Origin of the sequence: Tistrella mobilis KA081020-065 (assembly GCF_000264455.2) — a bacterium.
In the GTDB taxonomy this organism is placed as follows: domain Bacteria; phylum Pseudomonadota; class Alphaproteobacteria; order Tistrellales; family Tistrellaceae; genus Tistrella; species Tistrella mobilis.
On the sequence record NC_017957.2, the window covers coordinates 625623 to 641845 of the forward strand.

Annotated in this window: 15 protein-coding genes; 13 read left to right on the forward strand and 2 right to left on the reverse strand. The window is 68.6% G+C overall.

All coding sequences use genetic code 11. The features are described from left to right. The first annotated feature begins 233 nt into the window (after window positions 1–233). The 5 genes from TMO_RS20615 (at window position 234) to TMO_RS20635 (ending at window position 6157) form a co-directional block, all read left to right on the forward strand. Entirely contained in the window at window positions 234–2399 is a 2166-nt protein-coding gene (locus tag TMO_RS20615; protein ID WP_145978315.1) for a CHASE2 domain-containing protein, read from the forward strand. 14 nt (window positions 2400–2413) lie between these two features. After that, window positions 2414–2788 carry a hypothetical protein gene (locus TMO_RS20620; protein ID WP_014747642.1) on the forward strand — a complete coding sequence of 125 codons (375 nt, stop codon included), beginning with the start codon at window positions 2414–2416 and terminating at the stop codon, window positions 2786–2788. 21 nt (window positions 2789–2809) lie between these two features. After that, window positions 2810–4594 (forward strand): M48 family metalloprotease, encoded by a 1785-nt coding sequence (locus TMO_RS29800; protein WP_014747643.1) that lies wholly within the window; start codon window positions 2810–2812, stop codon window positions 4592–4594. Between the two features lie 39 nt (window positions 4595–4633). Next, on the forward strand, window positions 4634–5596 hold the full coding sequence (locus TMO_RS20630) for a hypothetical protein (RefSeq protein ID WP_041606941.1): 963 nt from the start codon (window positions 4634–4636) through the stop codon (window positions 5594–5596). Between the two features lie 363 nt (window positions 5597–5959). After that, window positions 5960–6157, forward strand: a complete 198-nt coding sequence (locus TMO_RS20635) for a hypothetical protein (protein ID WP_014747645.1) — start codon at window positions 5960–5962, stop codon at window positions 6155–6157. A 107-nt stretch (window positions 6158–6264) separates the two neighbouring features. Here TMO_RS20635 and TMO_RS20640 read toward each other — a convergent pair whose 3' ends face one another. After that, window positions 6265–7437, reverse strand: coding sequence for a M20 aminoacylase family protein (locus TMO_RS20640; RefSeq protein ID WP_014747647.1), 1173 nt, complete (start codon window positions 7435–7437; stop codon window positions 6265–6267). 81 nt (window positions 7438–7518) lie between these two features. Between TMO_RS20640 and TMO_RS29805 the strand changes: the two genes are divergently transcribed. From TMO_RS29805 to TMO_RS20680, 8 genes are all read left to right on the forward strand, one after another. Further along, on the forward strand, window positions 7519–8052 hold the full coding sequence (locus tag TMO_RS29805) for a MarR family winged helix-turn-helix transcriptional regulator (RefSeq protein ID WP_051045558.1): 534 nt from the start codon (window positions 7519–7521) through the stop codon (window positions 8050–8052). A gap of 132 nt (window positions 8053–8184) precedes the next feature. Next, entirely contained in the window at window positions 8185–9333 is a 1149-nt protein-coding gene (locus TMO_RS20650; RefSeq protein ID WP_014747648.1) for a hypothetical protein, read from the forward strand. 256 nt (window positions 9334–9589) lie between these two features. Then, window positions 9590–10609: a zinc-binding dehydrogenase gene (locus TMO_RS20655; RefSeq protein ID WP_014747649.1), complete on the forward strand. Its 1020-nt coding sequence runs from the start codon at window positions 9590–9592 to the stop codon at window positions 10607–10609. Next, entirely contained in the window at window positions 10606–12492 is a 1887-nt protein-coding gene (locus TMO_RS20660) for an AMP-binding protein (protein WP_014747650.1), read from the forward strand. The genes TMO_RS20655 and TMO_RS20660 overlap by 4 nt, the downstream gene beginning before the upstream one ends. Further along, a complete protein-coding gene (locus TMO_RS20665; protein ID WP_014747651.1) occupies window positions 12489–13343 on the forward strand; it encodes a VOC family protein in 855 nt (284 codons plus the stop codon). Before TMO_RS20660 ends, TMO_RS20665 begins: the two co-directional genes overlap by 4 nt. Beyond that, window positions 13340–13903, forward strand: a complete 564-nt coding sequence (locus TMO_RS20670) for a TRAP transporter small permease subunit (protein ID WP_014747652.1) — start codon at window positions 13340–13342, stop codon at window positions 13901–13903. Before TMO_RS20665 ends, TMO_RS20670 begins: the two co-directional genes overlap by 4 nt. Beyond that, window positions 13900–15204 (forward strand): TRAP transporter large permease, encoded by a 1305-nt coding sequence (locus TMO_RS20675; protein WP_014747653.1) that lies wholly within the window; start codon window positions 13900–13902, stop codon window positions 15202–15204. Before TMO_RS20670 ends, TMO_RS20675 begins: the two co-directional genes overlap by 4 nt. A gap of 15 nt (window positions 15205–15219) precedes the next feature. After that, window positions 15220–15654 carry a PaaI family thioesterase gene (locus tag TMO_RS20680; RefSeq protein ID WP_014747654.1) on the forward strand — a complete coding sequence of 145 codons (435 nt, stop codon included), beginning with the start codon at window positions 15220–15222 and terminating at the stop codon, window positions 15652–15654. 39 nt (window positions 15655–15693) lie between these two features. Here TMO_RS20680 and TMO_RS20685 read toward each other — a convergent pair whose 3' ends face one another. Next, entirely contained in the window at window positions 15694–16173 is a 480-nt protein-coding gene (locus tag TMO_RS20685) for a hypothetical protein (protein WP_014747655.1), read from the reverse strand. Between the last annotated feature and the right edge of the window lie 50 nt (window positions 16174–16223).

The window sequence follows — 16223 nt, forward strand, 5'->3', positions numbered from 1 at the left end:
TTCGTTTCGCGGCGGGATCCCCTGCATCGGGCACCCGTACGGACACTGGAGTTACCACTTGTTTTTATGACCGGACCGCCGATTTTTCGCATAACCTACTGATAAATATTATTTTATAGGGAACGCTCCGCGGCGGTTATGTAGGTACTGGAAACGTGACTCATATCGTTTGCGTTTCTTATGACTCACGCCTTACCATTAATGGTAGGAGCGGACATCATCCGGATCGCGATATGAGGGCAAGATCACTCGCAACACGCGCGCGCCGCTGGCAGTCGCTCCTGACGGGTGACCGGCCGGCAAAGCGCGTGTTCCTGATCGTGACCCTGGCCACGCTGGCCTTCGAAAGCGGCCGGATCTTCAATTTCAACTTCGCCGAGGAAACCTGGAGCACGTCCACGGCGATCGCGGTCGGAATATGGGCGCCCTGGTACGACATGCGTTTCCCCGCTGCCCGACAGGCGGCAGAGCGCATCGGCATCGTCATGATCGATGACGACGGACTTCCCTTTATCGGCGACAGGTTCCCGATCCCCTATGACCGCCAGGCCCGGATGATCAGCGAGATCATCCGCCCCTCCGGCGCGCCGGACACCCCGCCGGTCGCCGTGTTCATGGACTTCCTCTACGCAACCAACCGCCACACACTGAGTGGCGGCCGGCGACCCTCCATGCCGGTCCAGGCCGTGGATCTGCAGACGCTCGGCGCAGACATGGATTATCTGGCCGAAGAACTGGCGCTCAACCGCCGTGACGGGCAGATCGATACCGATGTCGCCGATGCGATGGGCGCACTTTTACCGCCGCTGCTTGTGCGGCGGGCCGGTATGCTGGTTGCCGACCAGCCTGTCGCCCTGCGCCAGGCCACCCGTCCGCAAGAGGCGCGCAACCCCGAACGGCGCAATACCTTCGGCATCGTCAATCAGCTGGCGGTGCCCGCTGCGCCGGGAATGTTCCTCACGCCGCCGCTGCGCTATGCGCTGGCGCCGGACGGCCTTCCCTCGCCGGCCCTGCTGCTGACGATCTGGAGCTGCGCCGTCGAGGCGGGCCTGCCGGGCTGCTCGCTCGACGAACCGGTGGTGAGCCTGTCCGAGATACGGGAGGCTGCACGGGCGGCCGCCATCGCCGATGTGACCGGCGCCTGTGCCGATCGTATCGATGCGGAACTGCGGACCGCGAGCCTTACTGGAGACAACAGCCATCGCCGCAGGCCGCCTCCGACGGCAGATCCCGACATCGTCGACAGGCTGACAATTCATTGCCGCGATATTGCCTATGACCATGCGGCGAATGCCGGCTGGATCCCCGATCCACCGGCATCGACGGCGATTGCCCGCACCACCATGGCCCTGCTGCCGGCCTATGCCGCGGCCCGCCGTGACGGCCGCTTTGCCGGCAGCTTCGAGGCCCTGACATGTCTCGACGGGCTGGTCCCCCGCCCGGCAGGCGGAGACATAGTGCCACAACCACCCGTTGCAAACGTCACCCTGGCCCGCCTGCGCCAGGCATCGGCCGACTGTCACGGCCTGTCGGATGCCATGGCCGACCAGCGGATCGGACCGACGATGACCGTGCTCTGGGGGGCCGGCACAGATGACGGCGGCCCGCCCCGTGATGCGACGCCGGCAGACCGGCTGGCCTTCCGCCAGAGCGGTCAGGCCGCAGCACCCTATGCCTGGGCCGAGGTGGATCATCATCCGGTCGAGGATGTCTGCGCCCCCTTCCGGCTGTCGCGGGACATCCTGTCCCGCCTGTCGGAGTCGAGCCGACTTCTCGCCTTTACCCTGTATCAGGGGGAAAACACACATCAGGATCTTTGCGCCTATCACCGGACCGTCCGCGTGCCCTGGCTTTCTTCCACCCATGACCGGACCCGGGCCTATGTCGCCTCGGCCCTGTCGAACCGGGTGGTGATCCTGGGGGCGACGGTCAGTGGAGCCGAAGATCTCCATCCGATGCGCGGGGTCTATGCCCCCGGCGCCTGGGCCCATGCCATGGCCCTCGACAACCTGCTCGCCATGGGGCGCGACTACCGTCCGGGCGCCCTCGACGGCATCGGTTTCAGCGCCGGGACAGGCTATGAAGCTGCCCGCCTGATGCTTCAGACCCTGCTGGCCGGCCTGATCGCTCTTGGTCTGCACAACATCGTCCGCCCCTGGCAGATCGAGGCCCTGGTGCATCGCAACCTGCCCGGCTGGATCGCCCCCACCCTGCCCGCGGTGCTGGTCGATGTCGTGGTCGCCGGCTTCGCCACCAGCATCCCCAGCCTGCTCGTCGCCCTGATCCTGCTCACCCTGCTGCCGATCCAGCCGCTGGACTGGATCGCCGTCGCCGCCTTCGCCGCCACCGCCTGGATCGCGGCCGGCGACGGCTCCACAAACCCCTCTTCATCACGCTGACAGGGAGAATGCCCATGTCGCTCATCGCATATGCACCCGCCCGTCATGTCGTCATCGGCCCGCGCGTCACCGCCGCACTGACCGTCACCGCCGCACTGGCCGCGGCCGCCTTGCTGATCATCCCCACCCCTGCTGCCGCCCAGGCCTGCCCGGGCAACGGCACAGACATCCGGGTGGTGAGTGTGTCGGGCAACATCGATCCGGCCCTTGTCGGCAGGTCGGGCAAGGAAGTGTCGCTGAAAGAGGTCTGTATCGACGGGGTCAACTACTCCCGCCGCTTCGTTCGGGTCGAACGGGTGCAGACGGACGTCGTCTCGAAGGTCTGCGGTGCCACGCTGGCGCAGAACGGCGCACCACGGACGGGTTCCAACCTCGGCAACGGCTGCTGAACCCCGGAAAGGGCAGGACCGATGACACGCATCCGACGTCCTCTTCTGGCCCTGAGCGGCAGCGCCCTGCTTCTCACCGGCTGCGTGACCGGCGGCATCCCGGTCCCGGGCCTGTCCGACGACAGCATCGCCGGGATGAAAGCGCCGTTGATCGCAAGCGCGCAGTTCGATGCCACCCTGCCCAGCAGCGCCGGCGATCCGCGCCCCCCTCGCACCCTCTATTTTTCAGGGGCGGCCGACGACGTCGGCACCAATTACTGGCGCCAGGAACGGGACAAGGTGCCGATCCCCGAAGCATCGCGCGTCATCCCGGATGCGAAGATCCAGGCATATCTCCGCGGCATTCTGCTGCGGCTTCTGGCCGTCGCCCCGCCCGGGGCCCCGGATGTGCAGGTCCACCTCCTGGCCAGTTCAGGCTATCAGGCCATGGCGCGGCCCGACGGCGACATCTATGTCAGCATCAACGTCCTCGCCCAGGCTGGGTCGGAGGACGAAGTGGCCATGATGCTCGGCCACGAACTGGGCCATCTGCTGCTCCGGCATCACGACAAGGACAAGCTGTTCAAGGAACAGCGTGACGCCACCACCATGGCGGCCGGCGCCTTCGTTCTCGGCACCGTGCTGAAAAGCCAGATGGACGCCGGAGGTGGCAACCTGGCCGGCAACCAGAAGGCGGGGCTGCAACAGGACGCCAACACGGTGATGGCGACCAAATTCGCACTCGATTTCATCGGCAAGGATGTCGTCGGTGCCGCCTGGAACCGCCAGCAGGAAAACGAGGCCGACCTGCTCGGCATCGATCTCATCTCCCGCGCCGGCTATGCTCCGCTCGTCGCACAATACGGGCTGGAGAAGATCGTCGCGGGCGAGAAGGCGCGCGGCACCATGACCGAGCGCCTGCAGAAACTCTCGGACGAACGCACGAAGCGGGTCGAGGCAGAGATGCAGGCCGCCTGGTCGTCCGGCAATATGACCGTCACACCGGTGGTCGGTGCCATGCTGGATGCCGGCACGGATGTCGGGCGGGAAATCGTCGATGCCGTTTCCGGCCGCTATGCCTCCGGTGAGGAACGCCTGCAACGCAGCTGGGACTATAATGACAAATTTTATGCCGACGCGCCGGGGGCGCCGCATGAAGGATATGAAGAGATCAAGACGTCGCTCGGTATCAAAGACATGAACAACGCCTATGCCGGGGTCATCGAGGCCCTGTTCGCGCTGCCCGAAAACAGATACGACGACGCTGAGGCCCGGTTGAAGGCGGGCTATGGCATTGACCGGATCGGCGATCATCCCCTGCCGCGGATGGTCGAGGCGCTGATCCATCAGGGCCTGGGCCGGGATGCTGCCGCTCTTCAGGCACTGCAGCAGATCGACCCCGACCTGCCGATGCCGATCGAAGGCTATACCATGAAGGCGACGCTCGAAGCTTCGAAACCCGCCGGCATGAACAGGTGGCAGGCGATCACCGCGGCCCCGTCCAAGGGCAAGGCGAAGTCGAAACCGCAGCCTGCCGGCAATCCACTCGTCACGCTGGAAACCGCCCAGGCGATCTATGGTCTCGAAGCGGTCCAGCCGACCAGAATCGCCGTCCTCGCCCGGATGGGCGACAAGGCCCAGGCGCGCGCCGCCTATGACGCCTGTCAGAATCTGTCGGAGATCACCCGGAAGCAGTGCAGCACCACGGCCGTCGCCGTCCAGGTCGCCGAGGCGGAACAGCCGGTCATCCCCCTTCCCGACGTCAACGCCACCCCTGCCGAACCAAAGAGCCCGAGCCTGCGCAGCCTGCTGGGCTTCGGTGGCTGAATGACGCCCGGACGGATCCGCGCATCGGGGGCGCGGCGGTTGGCCATCGCCGCACTGCTCCTGGCCGCAGGCTTCACGGCCACCGCCCGGGCGGAAGACCCCGCCTACATCACCATCGCAACCGCGGCGCCCGACGGCGCCTATCACCGCCTGGGGCTCGACACCTGCCGCATGATCAATCGCCGCTGCGCCGGTCGCGGATTGCGCTGCGTGGTGGAGCCGACCAACGGGACCGGCGACAATCTGCTGCACATCGCGGCCGGCCATGTCGATCTCGCCTTCGCCCAGCTGGATGGTGTGGTGCGCGACCAGCCGGACGCCATCCTGGTGTCGGAACGCGGCCGGTGCACCACCCATGCCGACGGCGACGCGCCCGGGGACGACCGCGTCCTGACCGGCACCGAAGAAGCGCTCTTCATCCTCCGGCGGGCCGAGGCGGGGGACCGGGCCTCTCCGGCCGATCTCGCCGGCCTGCTTCAGATGCCAGGCACGCTGGTCAGCCTCGGCCCCGCCGGCTCCGGCACCCGCAATCTGGCCGAGGCGTTGCTGGCCTATCTCGGGATCGACCTGCCGGCCGGTCGCGAGGTGGCACTGCCGGCCGATCTCCAGCTCCCCGCCCTCTGCCGCCAGGATGTCGACATCATCTTCCGGATGCTCGCTCCGGCACGCGCCGCCCTCCTGCTCAATGCGCCGCGGGACAGCTGCCGGCTGCAACTGATCCCGGTCCCCGCCGACGATCCGCCGGGCGCACCACCACTGACGCGTGCGGTCGGGGTGGAGCGGCGGGTGATCACACTCTCCGATCTGCCCGAGGGCGATATGACGGTCATGACCGTCACCGCACCGATGGTGGTACTGGCCTCACCAGGCCTCTGCGCGGCAGGCGGGGGAAAGCTTCCACCGCTGCTCCGCAATGCCCTGTTGGCAGCCATAAAGCCCGATCCTTTGCCCGAGACCACATTGCCGGCCGCAACGCCGGCCGGCTGTGCGGCAGGACCATAATTTCACAGTTTTTATACGGTATATAATACTATTATTGACTCATTTTATGGACTAAACATACTTGATCCATGGCCGCCGGACAGGGCGGCCATCGCGGAGTTTGAAGAGCAGCTTGCGCCGCGTCACCAACCGCTAAAGCGCCACGATCGCCGGTCGTGGCCTCGCATCCTCGTATCCCGTCGGAGAGAGCCCCCCATGATCCAGCGATCGCACACCGCGCTCCGGTGTCTCCTGTCGATCTCCTGCCGGTTGCAACCCCGCACCGGCCACTGTCCCTGCGGGCCGCGCGCCTTCGGGTGATGCGGCCCGACCTTTTCCCGGACAGCACAGATCGTTTCAGACCTGAATGGAGGGCCATCCGCCATGTCTGCCATCCTGCCGATCGAGGTTGCCGGCGAGGCGACCGGTTTCGTCACGCCGGAGCCGCGCGGCTTCCGTTTCCACGCCGCCTCGGGCCGCTATCGCCTGCTCGACGGCTCGCGTTTCCCGTCTCCTGAAACCGCCCGTGCTGCAGCCCAAAGGCTGCGGGCGGCCCAGGACGACCGGCGTCAGCGGTCGTGACGTCGCCCGCCGCCGGCCCCACGGCCGGGGGAGGCCGGATCGGCGGCAGAGGCGACAGGCGGCGGCTGCGGAAATCCGGCAGCCGCCGCCGTCTTCGTTCGGGCAGGTCAGCCTGCGGCGGGCAGCCGGTTTTCGACCAGGCGCACCAGAGCCGTTGCAACCATTGGAATTAGTCGATCATCGAAATCATAGTTTGGGTTGTGGACCATGCAGCCCCCCTCCCCGCCCTGGCCGAAGAGCAGATAGGCGCCGGGCCGCTTTTGCAGCATGAAGGCGAAATCCTCGGCCGCCATCAGCGGCGGGAAATCGGGGCGGAAATTCCCGCCATAGAGATCCGCCAGCACTGCGGCCGCGCGCGCCGTTTCGGCCGGGTCGTTGACCAGCACCGGATAGCCGCGGCGATAGTCGACCGCCGCAGTCACCCCGCGCGCCGCCGCCACGCCGGCCACGGTGCGGGCAAGCCCGGCCTCGACGATCGCGCGCGCCTCCTCGTCCAAGGCCCGCACCGTGCCGCCCAGCCAGCCCTGATCGGCGACCACGTTGTGGGTGGTGCCGACATGGATCTGGGTGACCGACAGCACGGCGGCACTGTTCGCGTTCACCTCGCGCGACACCAGGCCCTGCAGGCTGCAGGTCGCCTCGGCCAGCGCCAGCGCCGGATCGCGGGTGGTGTGCGGCATGCCGGCATGGCCGCCTTGCCCGGTCATCGCCACCTTGAATTCATCGAACGACGCCATGGCCGGCCCCGGCCTGACGCTGGCGGTGCCGAGCGGCAGCAGAGGCATGTTGTGGAATCCGAACACCGCGTCTGTGGGGAAGCGGTCGAACAGCCCCTCCTCGACCATCCGCGCGCCCCCGCCCAGCCCCTCTTCGGCCGGCTGGAAGATCACGGTCAGCGTGCCCTGAAAGCTGCGGCTCGACGCCAGATGACGGGCTGCCGCCAGCAGGCAGGTGGTGTGGCCATCATGGCCACAGCCATGGAACAGGCCGGGATGACGCGACGCCCAGGGCCGCTCGTCCACGCCCGGACCCTCGTCCATGGGCAGGGCGTCCATATCGGCGCGCAGCCCGATCGACCCGCCCGCACCGGTGCTGATCCGGCCGACCACGCCGGTGCCGGCGATGCCTGTGGTCACCTCGAACCCGGCTTCGGCCAGACGGTCGGCCACGAAGGCCGCCGTGCGGTGTTCCTGAAAGCCGATTTCGGGATGTGCGTGCAGATCGCGCCGCCATGCGGTATGCGTCTCGTTCAGATCGGCCAGGTCGCGGATGATCTGCATGGCCAGGGGCGTCCTCCGTTGCGGGCATGGGATATGGTCAATATAGTTTACTATCTTCCGGCAAGGGACAAGATGGGAAAGATGGCAAGCGGACGGGATGGCGATCGTGAAGAGCGCGTGGTGCTGCGCGGCGACGAGTTGGAGAGGTTCCGGCAGGTGAATCTGGGCCGGCTGCTCGACGAGGTGCATATGGGCTTCGACCGCCGCGCGCTGCACTATCTGCGCGAGAGCGGCTATCCGATGCTGAATGCCGCCCACACCCATGTCCTGCGCACCATGCGCTTCGAGGGCTCGACGATCACCGACATGGCGGCGCGTGCCGGCATCTCGAAACAGGCGATGAGCAAGCTGGTCGCCGCTTTCGAAGAACAGGGTTTCGTGGCGCTCGCCCCCGATCCGGCCGATGCCCGCAGCCGCATCGTCACGGTCACCGAAGACGGCCGCCGGCTGCTGTCGCTGGGCATCCAGGCCCTGAAACGCGCCGAGGCCGATATCGCCCGGGTGATCGGTGGCGACCGTCTGGACCAGCTGATCGAACTGCTGGCAGCCGCGCGCGAGGCGGGCTCTCCCGACGACGAGGCGCCGGCATCGGCATACCGGCGCCGTCGGAGCTGAGCCGGATGTTCCCACGACGGGGCGCTCCGTCACGAGATAGTCAATATTGTTGACTTCCTTTCCGACCGCCCGCAGACTGGATCTCACGAGCCGGAGAGAACCGGCCGCTCTCCTCGACAGGGAAGATCCATCATGCGCCGATATGCATTTGCACCGCGCAGGGCGACGCGCGCCCTGATTTCGGGCGCGGCCCTGGCCGTGCTGTCCCTGGGCCTGCCCGCCGCGGGCCCCGCCACGGCCGCCACCTTTACCTACGGATCGGGCGTGCCGGAACGGTCCAGCGCCAATCAGCAGGGTGTCCTGCCGATCCTGGCCGACATCACCCGGGCGACCGATGGGCGGGTGGCGTTCACGCCGATCCTGGGCGGACAGCTGGTCTCGATCGCCAACGGCTTCGACGGCATCCGCGACGGGGTGGTCGATGCCGGCTTCTTCATCGGCCAGCTGACCGGCAGCCAGCTGCCCTATTCCTCGCTGATCGCCGAGATGACCGGGCTTGGCGGCGACCCCTATGCCACAATGGGCGCCATCAACGAGATTTTCTTCGTCGGCTGCCAGAACTGCCGCGACGAGGTGAAGATGGCCGGGATCGTGCCGATCCTGATGCAGTCGGCCTCGCCGCTCGCCATGATGTGCACGAAGCCGGCCCAGGCCGCCGCCGATCTCGCCGGCCGCCGGGTCAGCGTGGTCGGCTCGCCCGAGGCGCGCTGGGCCGCAGCACTCGGCATGACGCCGGTACGTAGCAACATCACCGACATCCTGCCCGCCCTGCAGCTGGGCCAGAGCGACTGCACCCTGCTCGGCCTCGCCTGGATCCGCAGTTACGGCCTTCAGGATACGGTGAAATCAGTGATCGAGATGCCCCAGGGCATCATCGCCGGTGCGGTGCCGATCGCCTTCAACCGCAAATCCTGGGAGAAGATCTCGAAAGAAGACCGGGCGGCGATCGTGAAGCTGATGCCGGCGGCGGTCTGGAACTATGTCACCGAAGCCTACGTCGCCCAGGATGCCCGGGTGAAGGCGGCACTTGCCGACAAGGTGACCTTCAGCCCCGGCGACGAGGCGATGAAGACCCGCTGGACCGGCTTTCAGGATGGCGAGGTTGCCGCCCTGAAGGCACTGGCCCGCGATCGCGGCCTCGCCGACGGCGATGCCGTGGTCGACCGGATGGTCGCGACCTTCCGCATCTGGCACGAGCGGCTGCTGCCCAAATTCCAGGGCGACCGCGCGGCGTTCGAGCAGATCCTGACGGAGCGCGTCTTCTCCAAATATCCTTTCTGACCTTCTGACCCCGCCCCCCCCTGGCGGCGCATCGGCTCCGTACCGTCTCCCCTCCTGACGGTCGGGCCGCGCCTGCCGGCGTCCGGATCCTGCACCCTGGCGGCGCTGCCGGATCCTCCTCCCCCCGTGCGACAGGACCTACTGGCCAGGTCTCCGGCATCCCCCTGCCGGCGGCGCACGGCCGGCTGCGTCCGATCGTGCGGGATCCGGACGTCTTTTCCGTCTGACGCACACCCTCTGCCCGGAGTCGCCCGCAATGAAAGCCGTATATTTCGACACCCACGGATCCCTCGATGCCCTCACCTATGGCGAGATTGCCGATCCCGTCCCGCCCGCAGGCTGGGTGAAAGTGAAGGTCGGTGCCTGCGCGCTCAATTATCTGGATGTCTTCTCCCGGCGCGGCATGCCGGGGATCAAGGTGGAACTGCCGGGCATCACCGGCGGCGACTGCGCCGGCACGGTGGCGGAGACGGGTGAGGGCGTCACCGGCTGGGCGCCGGGCGACCGGGTGCTGATCAACCCGGCCTTCGTCGACGACCGGAGCGGCCATTTCGAGATGATGGGCGAAACCCGGCGCGGGGCGATGGCCGAATACTGCATCTGCCGCGCCGATCAGCTGATCCCCGTGCCGACCCATGTCTCCGACGAGGCCGCCGCCGCCCTGCCGGTCGCCTATGGCACCGCCTATCGCATGCTGTTCACCCGCGGCGGGCTGAAGGCGGGCGAGACCATCCTGATCCTGGGTGCCTCGGGCGGTGTCGGCACCGCCTGCCTGCTGCTGGCGAAGATGGCCGGCGCCCATGTCGTCGCGGCCGCCGGTTCGCCCGACAAATGCCGGCGGCTGACCGAGCTTGGCGCCGACGAGACCATCGACTATTCGGCCGAGGCGATCGACGCCTATACCCGCAAGCGCACCGGTTCTCTGTTCCGGGGCGGCGGCTGGGATGTCGTGGTCAATTTCACCGGCGGCGACAGCTGGGTGCCGTCGCTCAGGGCCGTGAAGCGCGGCGGCCGGCTGCTGACCTGCGGCGCCACGGCCGGCTTCGACCCCAGGACCGACATCCGCTTCATCTTCATGGCCGAGATGTCGATCCTGGGATCGACCGGTTTCACCAAAGACGACATCGCCGCCTGCCTGGATCTGGTCGCGGAAGGCCGTCTCGATCCGGTGATCGACAAGGTGCTGCCGCTGTCCGAGGGCCGCGAGGGCGTGCGCCTGCTGGAAGACCGCGAGGTCTTCGGCAAGGTGATCGTCAAGCCGGGGCTGGACGCATGACCGCCGATGCCCATGGCGGACGGCCGCGCCATCTGCCGCCCTTCCGGAGCCTCGCCGATGTCGAGGCGCTGGAACGCGACCCGATCGACAGCCATCTGACCGGGCGCACCATGACCGGGGTGCTGGCCCATGCCGCCCGGACCCATGGCGACCGCATCGCCGCCTGCTATCTGGCCGATCCCGCCGATCCGGAGGGGATGGCCGAGGAGATCGGCTTTGCCGCCTTTTTCAGGCGCGCGATGCAGGCGGCCGTCCTGTTCCGCAGCCTGGGCCTGACACGGACCGAAGCGGTGGGCTGCCTGCTGCCGGCCCTGCCCCAGACGGTGGAAATCGGCTGGGGCGCCGCCCATGCCGGCCGGATCATGCCGGTGAACCCTTTCCTGGAACCGGCGATCATCGGTGCGATGCTGGGCCGGGCAGGCGCCGCCATCCTGTGCATCGAAGGCCCGTCGGGCCGCGACGGCACCTGGGAGAAGCTGCCGGCAATCCTGGCCGCCGCACCGGCCATCCGCCATGTGCTGGTGGTGGGCGAGCCGGCCGCCCCGGATGGTGTTCTGCATTACGAGACCTTGCGCGCCGCCGCCGACCCGGCCGAAGCCGGCCCCGAGCCGGCGCCGGGCGACATCGCCGCCTGTTTCCACACCGGCGGCACCACCGGCCTGCCCAAGATCGCCCCGCTCACCCATTACAACCTCGCCTGCATGAGCCTGATCGCCGGTTACGGGGCCGGGCTCCGGGCCGGCGACACGCTGACCAACGGCATGCCGCTGTTCCATGTCGGCGCGCTGGTGATGGGGGCGCTGGCCCCCTTCGCCCATGGCTGCCGGGTGGTCCAGCTGGGAAGGCGCGGCTATCGCGATCCCTCGGTCATGGCCGGGCTCTGGGACATCTTCGGCCGGGTGCGGCCCGACATCGCCATCGGCCCGCCGACGGTGGTCGCCGCCGCCACCCAGAGCTTCGCCGCCCCCCCCGGCGACACGGGTCTGCGGGCCTGGATCTCGTCTGCCTCCTCGCTTCCGGCCGAGGTGCACCGGCGCTTCACCGACCGCACCGGCGTGCCGATCAAGGAAGCCTGGGGCCTGACCGAGGCGACGCTGGTGCTGACCTATATGCCGCCCGACGGCGAAAGCCGCCCGGGCTCGGTGGGGCTGCGCCTGCCCTGGTGCGAAGTTCGGGTCGCGCGGGTGGCGGACGGCCGGGTGGTGGAGCTGCTGCCCGCCGGGACTGCCGGTGCGATCATCGCCCGCTCGCCCTCGGTGTTTCCGGGCTATCTCGACCCCGCCGCCAATCGCGGCGTTCTACTCGAAGACGGCTGGCTCGACACCGGCGATATGGGGGTGATGGATGCCGACGGCTTCCTGACCATCACCGGCCGGGCCAAGGATGTGATCATCCGGGGCGGCCACAACATCGATCCGGCCCTGATCGAGGAACCGCTCAACGCCCATCCCGATGTGGCGCTGGGTGCCGCGGTCGGCCTGCCCGATGCCCGGCTGGGCGAGGTGCCGGTCGCCTTCGTCACCCTGAAGCGTGGCAGCAGCCGGAGCGGGGCCGACATCCTGGCCGAGCTGGCCCCGACCATCGCCGAACGCGCCGCGATCCCGCGCTGGATCGAGGTGCTGCCCGCCCTGCCGATGACCGCGGTGGGCAAGGTCCACAAGCCCGGCCTGCGCCGCGAAGCCTGCCGCCGTGCCGCGGCCGCCTGTCTGGGGCTCGATCCCGACCGGATCGGTGCGGAAGACCTGCCCGGCGGGCGCATTGCCGTGATCCTGCCCTTCGCCGCCGGCAGCGCCGCCTTCGACCAGGCAGCCGCCACACTTGCCGGGCTCGGCCTCGACGCCCGGCCCTCCCCCGCTCCCGCGCCTGAGGAACCCCGTCCTTGAGCATCCTCGACATCGACCATCTGATGATCAAGACCGGCGACCTCAGCGCTGCCGGCGACCGGTTCGCCGAACTCGGCTTCACGGTCACCGCCCGATCGGAGATGCCCGGCCTCGCCAACCGGCTGATCTGCTTCGACGCAATGATCCCGGGCGCCTGCAACTACATCGAAATCATGCAGCTGACCGATCCGGCGTCGGCGCCGCCGCCGATGCCCCGGGTGCTGGATGCCCCCGACGGCCCGGTCTCCACCGTCACCGCCACCAGCGATGCCGATGCGACCGCCGCCCGGCTCAACGCCGCCGGCATCCGGGTGCCGCCGCCGGTCTCGATCCGCCGCGACTGGCCGCTCGGCACCGGCGAGGTGATCTCCCCCGCCTTCCGGGTCGCCATCCCGCTGACCGGCCAGGCGCCGTTCTACTGGAATGCCTGCCAGCATCACACGCCACAGCACTACACCCGGCCGGAATTCACCCGCCATGCCAATCATGCCCGGCAGATGATCGGGGTCGTTGCCGTGGCCCCCGATCCCGCGGCCGTGGCCGCGGCCTATCGGCAGCCCTGGGCGGCGCGGATCGAGGGCGAGGCCCCCGTCCGGGTGACGGCCGGCCCCGGCCGGGTCGCGCTGCGCATCCACACGCCCGACCAGCTGATCCGCGCCTGTCCCGGCATGATGGCGGGGGCGGATGATCAGCGGCTGGCCGGCCTGGTTTTCGCCACCGACGACATCGACGCCGCCTTCGCCCGGATCGATGCCACCGACGCCCGGCCGGTGCGCACGGCGCCCGGCCGCTTCCATGTCCTGCCGCACCAGGCCAATGGCTGCCTGATGATCTTCGAGGGGATGGCATGACCGCGACACCCGATCGCCTGAACGACCCGCCCGCACCGGCCGCGGCGCCGCTCCATGGTCTGCGCCGCCTGGTCGACGGCGCCGGCATCGCGGGCGGGCTTGCCGTCGCCCTGATGGCGCTGCATGTGGTGCTGGACGTGGCGGCCCGGAACCTGGCCGGGCTGCCGCTGTCGGGCACCACCGAATTCGTCGCCGGCTGGTACATGGTCGCGGTGGTGTTCTGTGCGCTGGGCAGCGTCCATGCCCGCGGCGACCATATCCGGGTCGATCTGATCGACATGATCGCCGGCCCACGGCTCGACGGCCTGCTCACCCTCTTCACCAGCCTGGTCTTTCTGGCAGCGGCGGCGGCGATGACCGTCTGGGGCATCGATGATGCGCTCGACGCCACCCTGAGGGGCGAAAGGGTGGAGTTCGCCACCTGGGCGCTGCCGGTCTGGCCGGGCCGCTGGCTGGTGCCGGCGGGCTTCGCGCTGACCGGTCTCGTCGCCCTGCTCGATCTGGGGCGCGGCCTGCACCGCCTGACCGGTCGCCGCCCGCCCCGGGGAGACGCCGCATGAGCCCGGTGCTTCAGGGATGCCTCACCCTGGCCGCGATCCTGCTGCTGATCGGCCTGCGCCTGCCGGTCGGCCTGGCGCTGGGTGTCGCCGCCTTCATCGGCACCGCCGCCCTGCTGCCGCTGCCGGCCGCGATCAGCGTCATGGCGCGGGTGCCGTATGAATTCTCGGCCAGCTGGGAATTCTCGGCCGTGCCGCTCTTCCTGCTGATGGGCAATGTCGCCTGGCGTGCGGGCATGACCGACGGCCTGTTCCGCATGGCCGAGCTTGGTCTCGCGCGGCTGCCGGGCGGGCTTGCGGTTGCAACCAATTTCGCCGCAGCGGGCTTCGGCGCCGCCTCGGGCTCCAGCCTCGCCACCACCGTCTCCATGGGCCGGATCGCGATCCCCGAGATGCTGAGGGCCGGCTATCACCCGTCTCTGGCAACGGCGGTCTGCGCCTGTGCCGGCACGCTCGCCGCCCTGATCCCGCCTTCCATCCCGCTGATCGTCTACGGCATTCTGGCCGAACAGTCGGTCGCGAAACTGTTCTTCGCCGGCATCGTGCCGGGCCTGCTCACCGCCCTCGCCTATACGGTGATGATCGTGCTGCGCTGCCGCTTCAACCCGGCGCTCGCCCCCCGGGTCGAGGTGAAGGCGGCCCCCGGCGAATGGCGGCACCTGCTCACCACCTCGTGGCCGCTGCCGCTGCTGGCGCTGGTGGTGCTGGGCGGCATCTATGGCGGCTGGTTCTCGCCCATCGAGGCCGGCGGCATCGGTGCGCTGGCCAGCATCGCCTTCGCCGCCCTGCAGGGCCGGATGGGGCCGCGCCGGCTCTGGCAGGTCTGTCTCGATGCCGCCCGCACCACCGCCGCGATCCTGTTCATCGCCATCGGCGCCTTCATGCTCACCCGCTACATGACCCTGACCGGCCTGCCGGCGGCGGTGGCGACGGGGGTTGCCGCCCTCGACCTGCCGCCGGTGCTGATGATGGCGGCGATGGCGGTGGTCTTCCTGGTGCTCGGCATGTTCCTCGACCCGTTCGGGGTGATGCTGATCTCGATCTCTGTGCTGCTGCCGCTATTCGAACGCATGGGCTACGACCTGATCTGGGTCGGCATCATCGTGGTCAAATACATCGAAATCGGCCTGATGACCCCGCCGGTCGGGCTCAACGTCTTTGCGGTCAAATCGATCGCCCCCGGCATCGGCCTGCCGACCATCTTCCGCGGCGCGCTCTGGTTCCTGCTCGCCGAGGCGGTGGTGATGGTGCTGCTGCTGGGCTTCCCCGACCTCACCCTCTGGCTGCCCGCGCAGCTGCTCTGAAGGAAGCGATCCCCGATGACCTTCGACGATCTGAAATCCCTGGTCGCCTCGGCCGAATACCACAAATTCCTGAAGGTGGAGCCGGTGGAGGCCGATCCGGAGAAAGGCGTGGTGGTGCTGAAACTCGCCTTCGACCCGGCCTATACGATCTTCGCAAAGGCCGGCAACTATCATGGCGGCGTCACCGCGGCACTGATCGACGTGGCCGGTGCCATGGCCTGTTCGGTGATGACCGGCTATCCCACGCCCACCATCAACCTCCGGGTCGACTATATGCAGGCGCCGCGCAGAACCGGCCTCACCGCCCGGGGCGAGGTCCGCCGGATCGGCAAGGCGATCGGCGTCGCCGACGTCACCATCACCGATGATGCGGGCGAGATCTGCGTCATCGGCCGCGGCACCTTCTCGACCGTCGACCCGCGGCCGAAGCTGATGACGCCCGAGGCCTGATCACCTCAGACCCCTGAACACCCCAGCCCCCTGAACACCTCAGACCCCCGGCAGGGGCACGTAGATCGTCACCAGTTCCAGCCCGCCCGTGGCGCCGAATTGCAGATGCAGGATGTCCGCGCCCAGATCATACGAGATCCAGCGCGGCACGGTGCGGCGGAGCGTGCGGCTGAACGTGCCGCCGCCCTGGTTGCGGATGTCGCCGAGCGCGGCGCGGATCGGTGCCTCTTCGGCGCCGAAGGTGAGACCAGCCGGCAGGCTGCCCGCGAAACCGGCCGAATTCTCATAGCCGGGGCTGTAGAAATGGACGGCCTCGACATGCAGCGTCTCGCCCTCTTCGCCGGTCACCCAGGGGGCGGTCTTGAACATGACCGCCACCCCGTGGCGCTGCAGGCGGATGAAGCCGGTCCAGTCCACCCGCTCCAGCCCGTCGGGGGCGACGCGTATCAGTGCCTGCACCGCCGGATCGTCGACCGGGCGGCGCAGCAGGCGGCGAAAGGTTTCGGCGTCGGTGGACATCGGCAGACGGGACCCGCAGGGTGCAGGGGCACGGAACCGGCCTTGCGGCC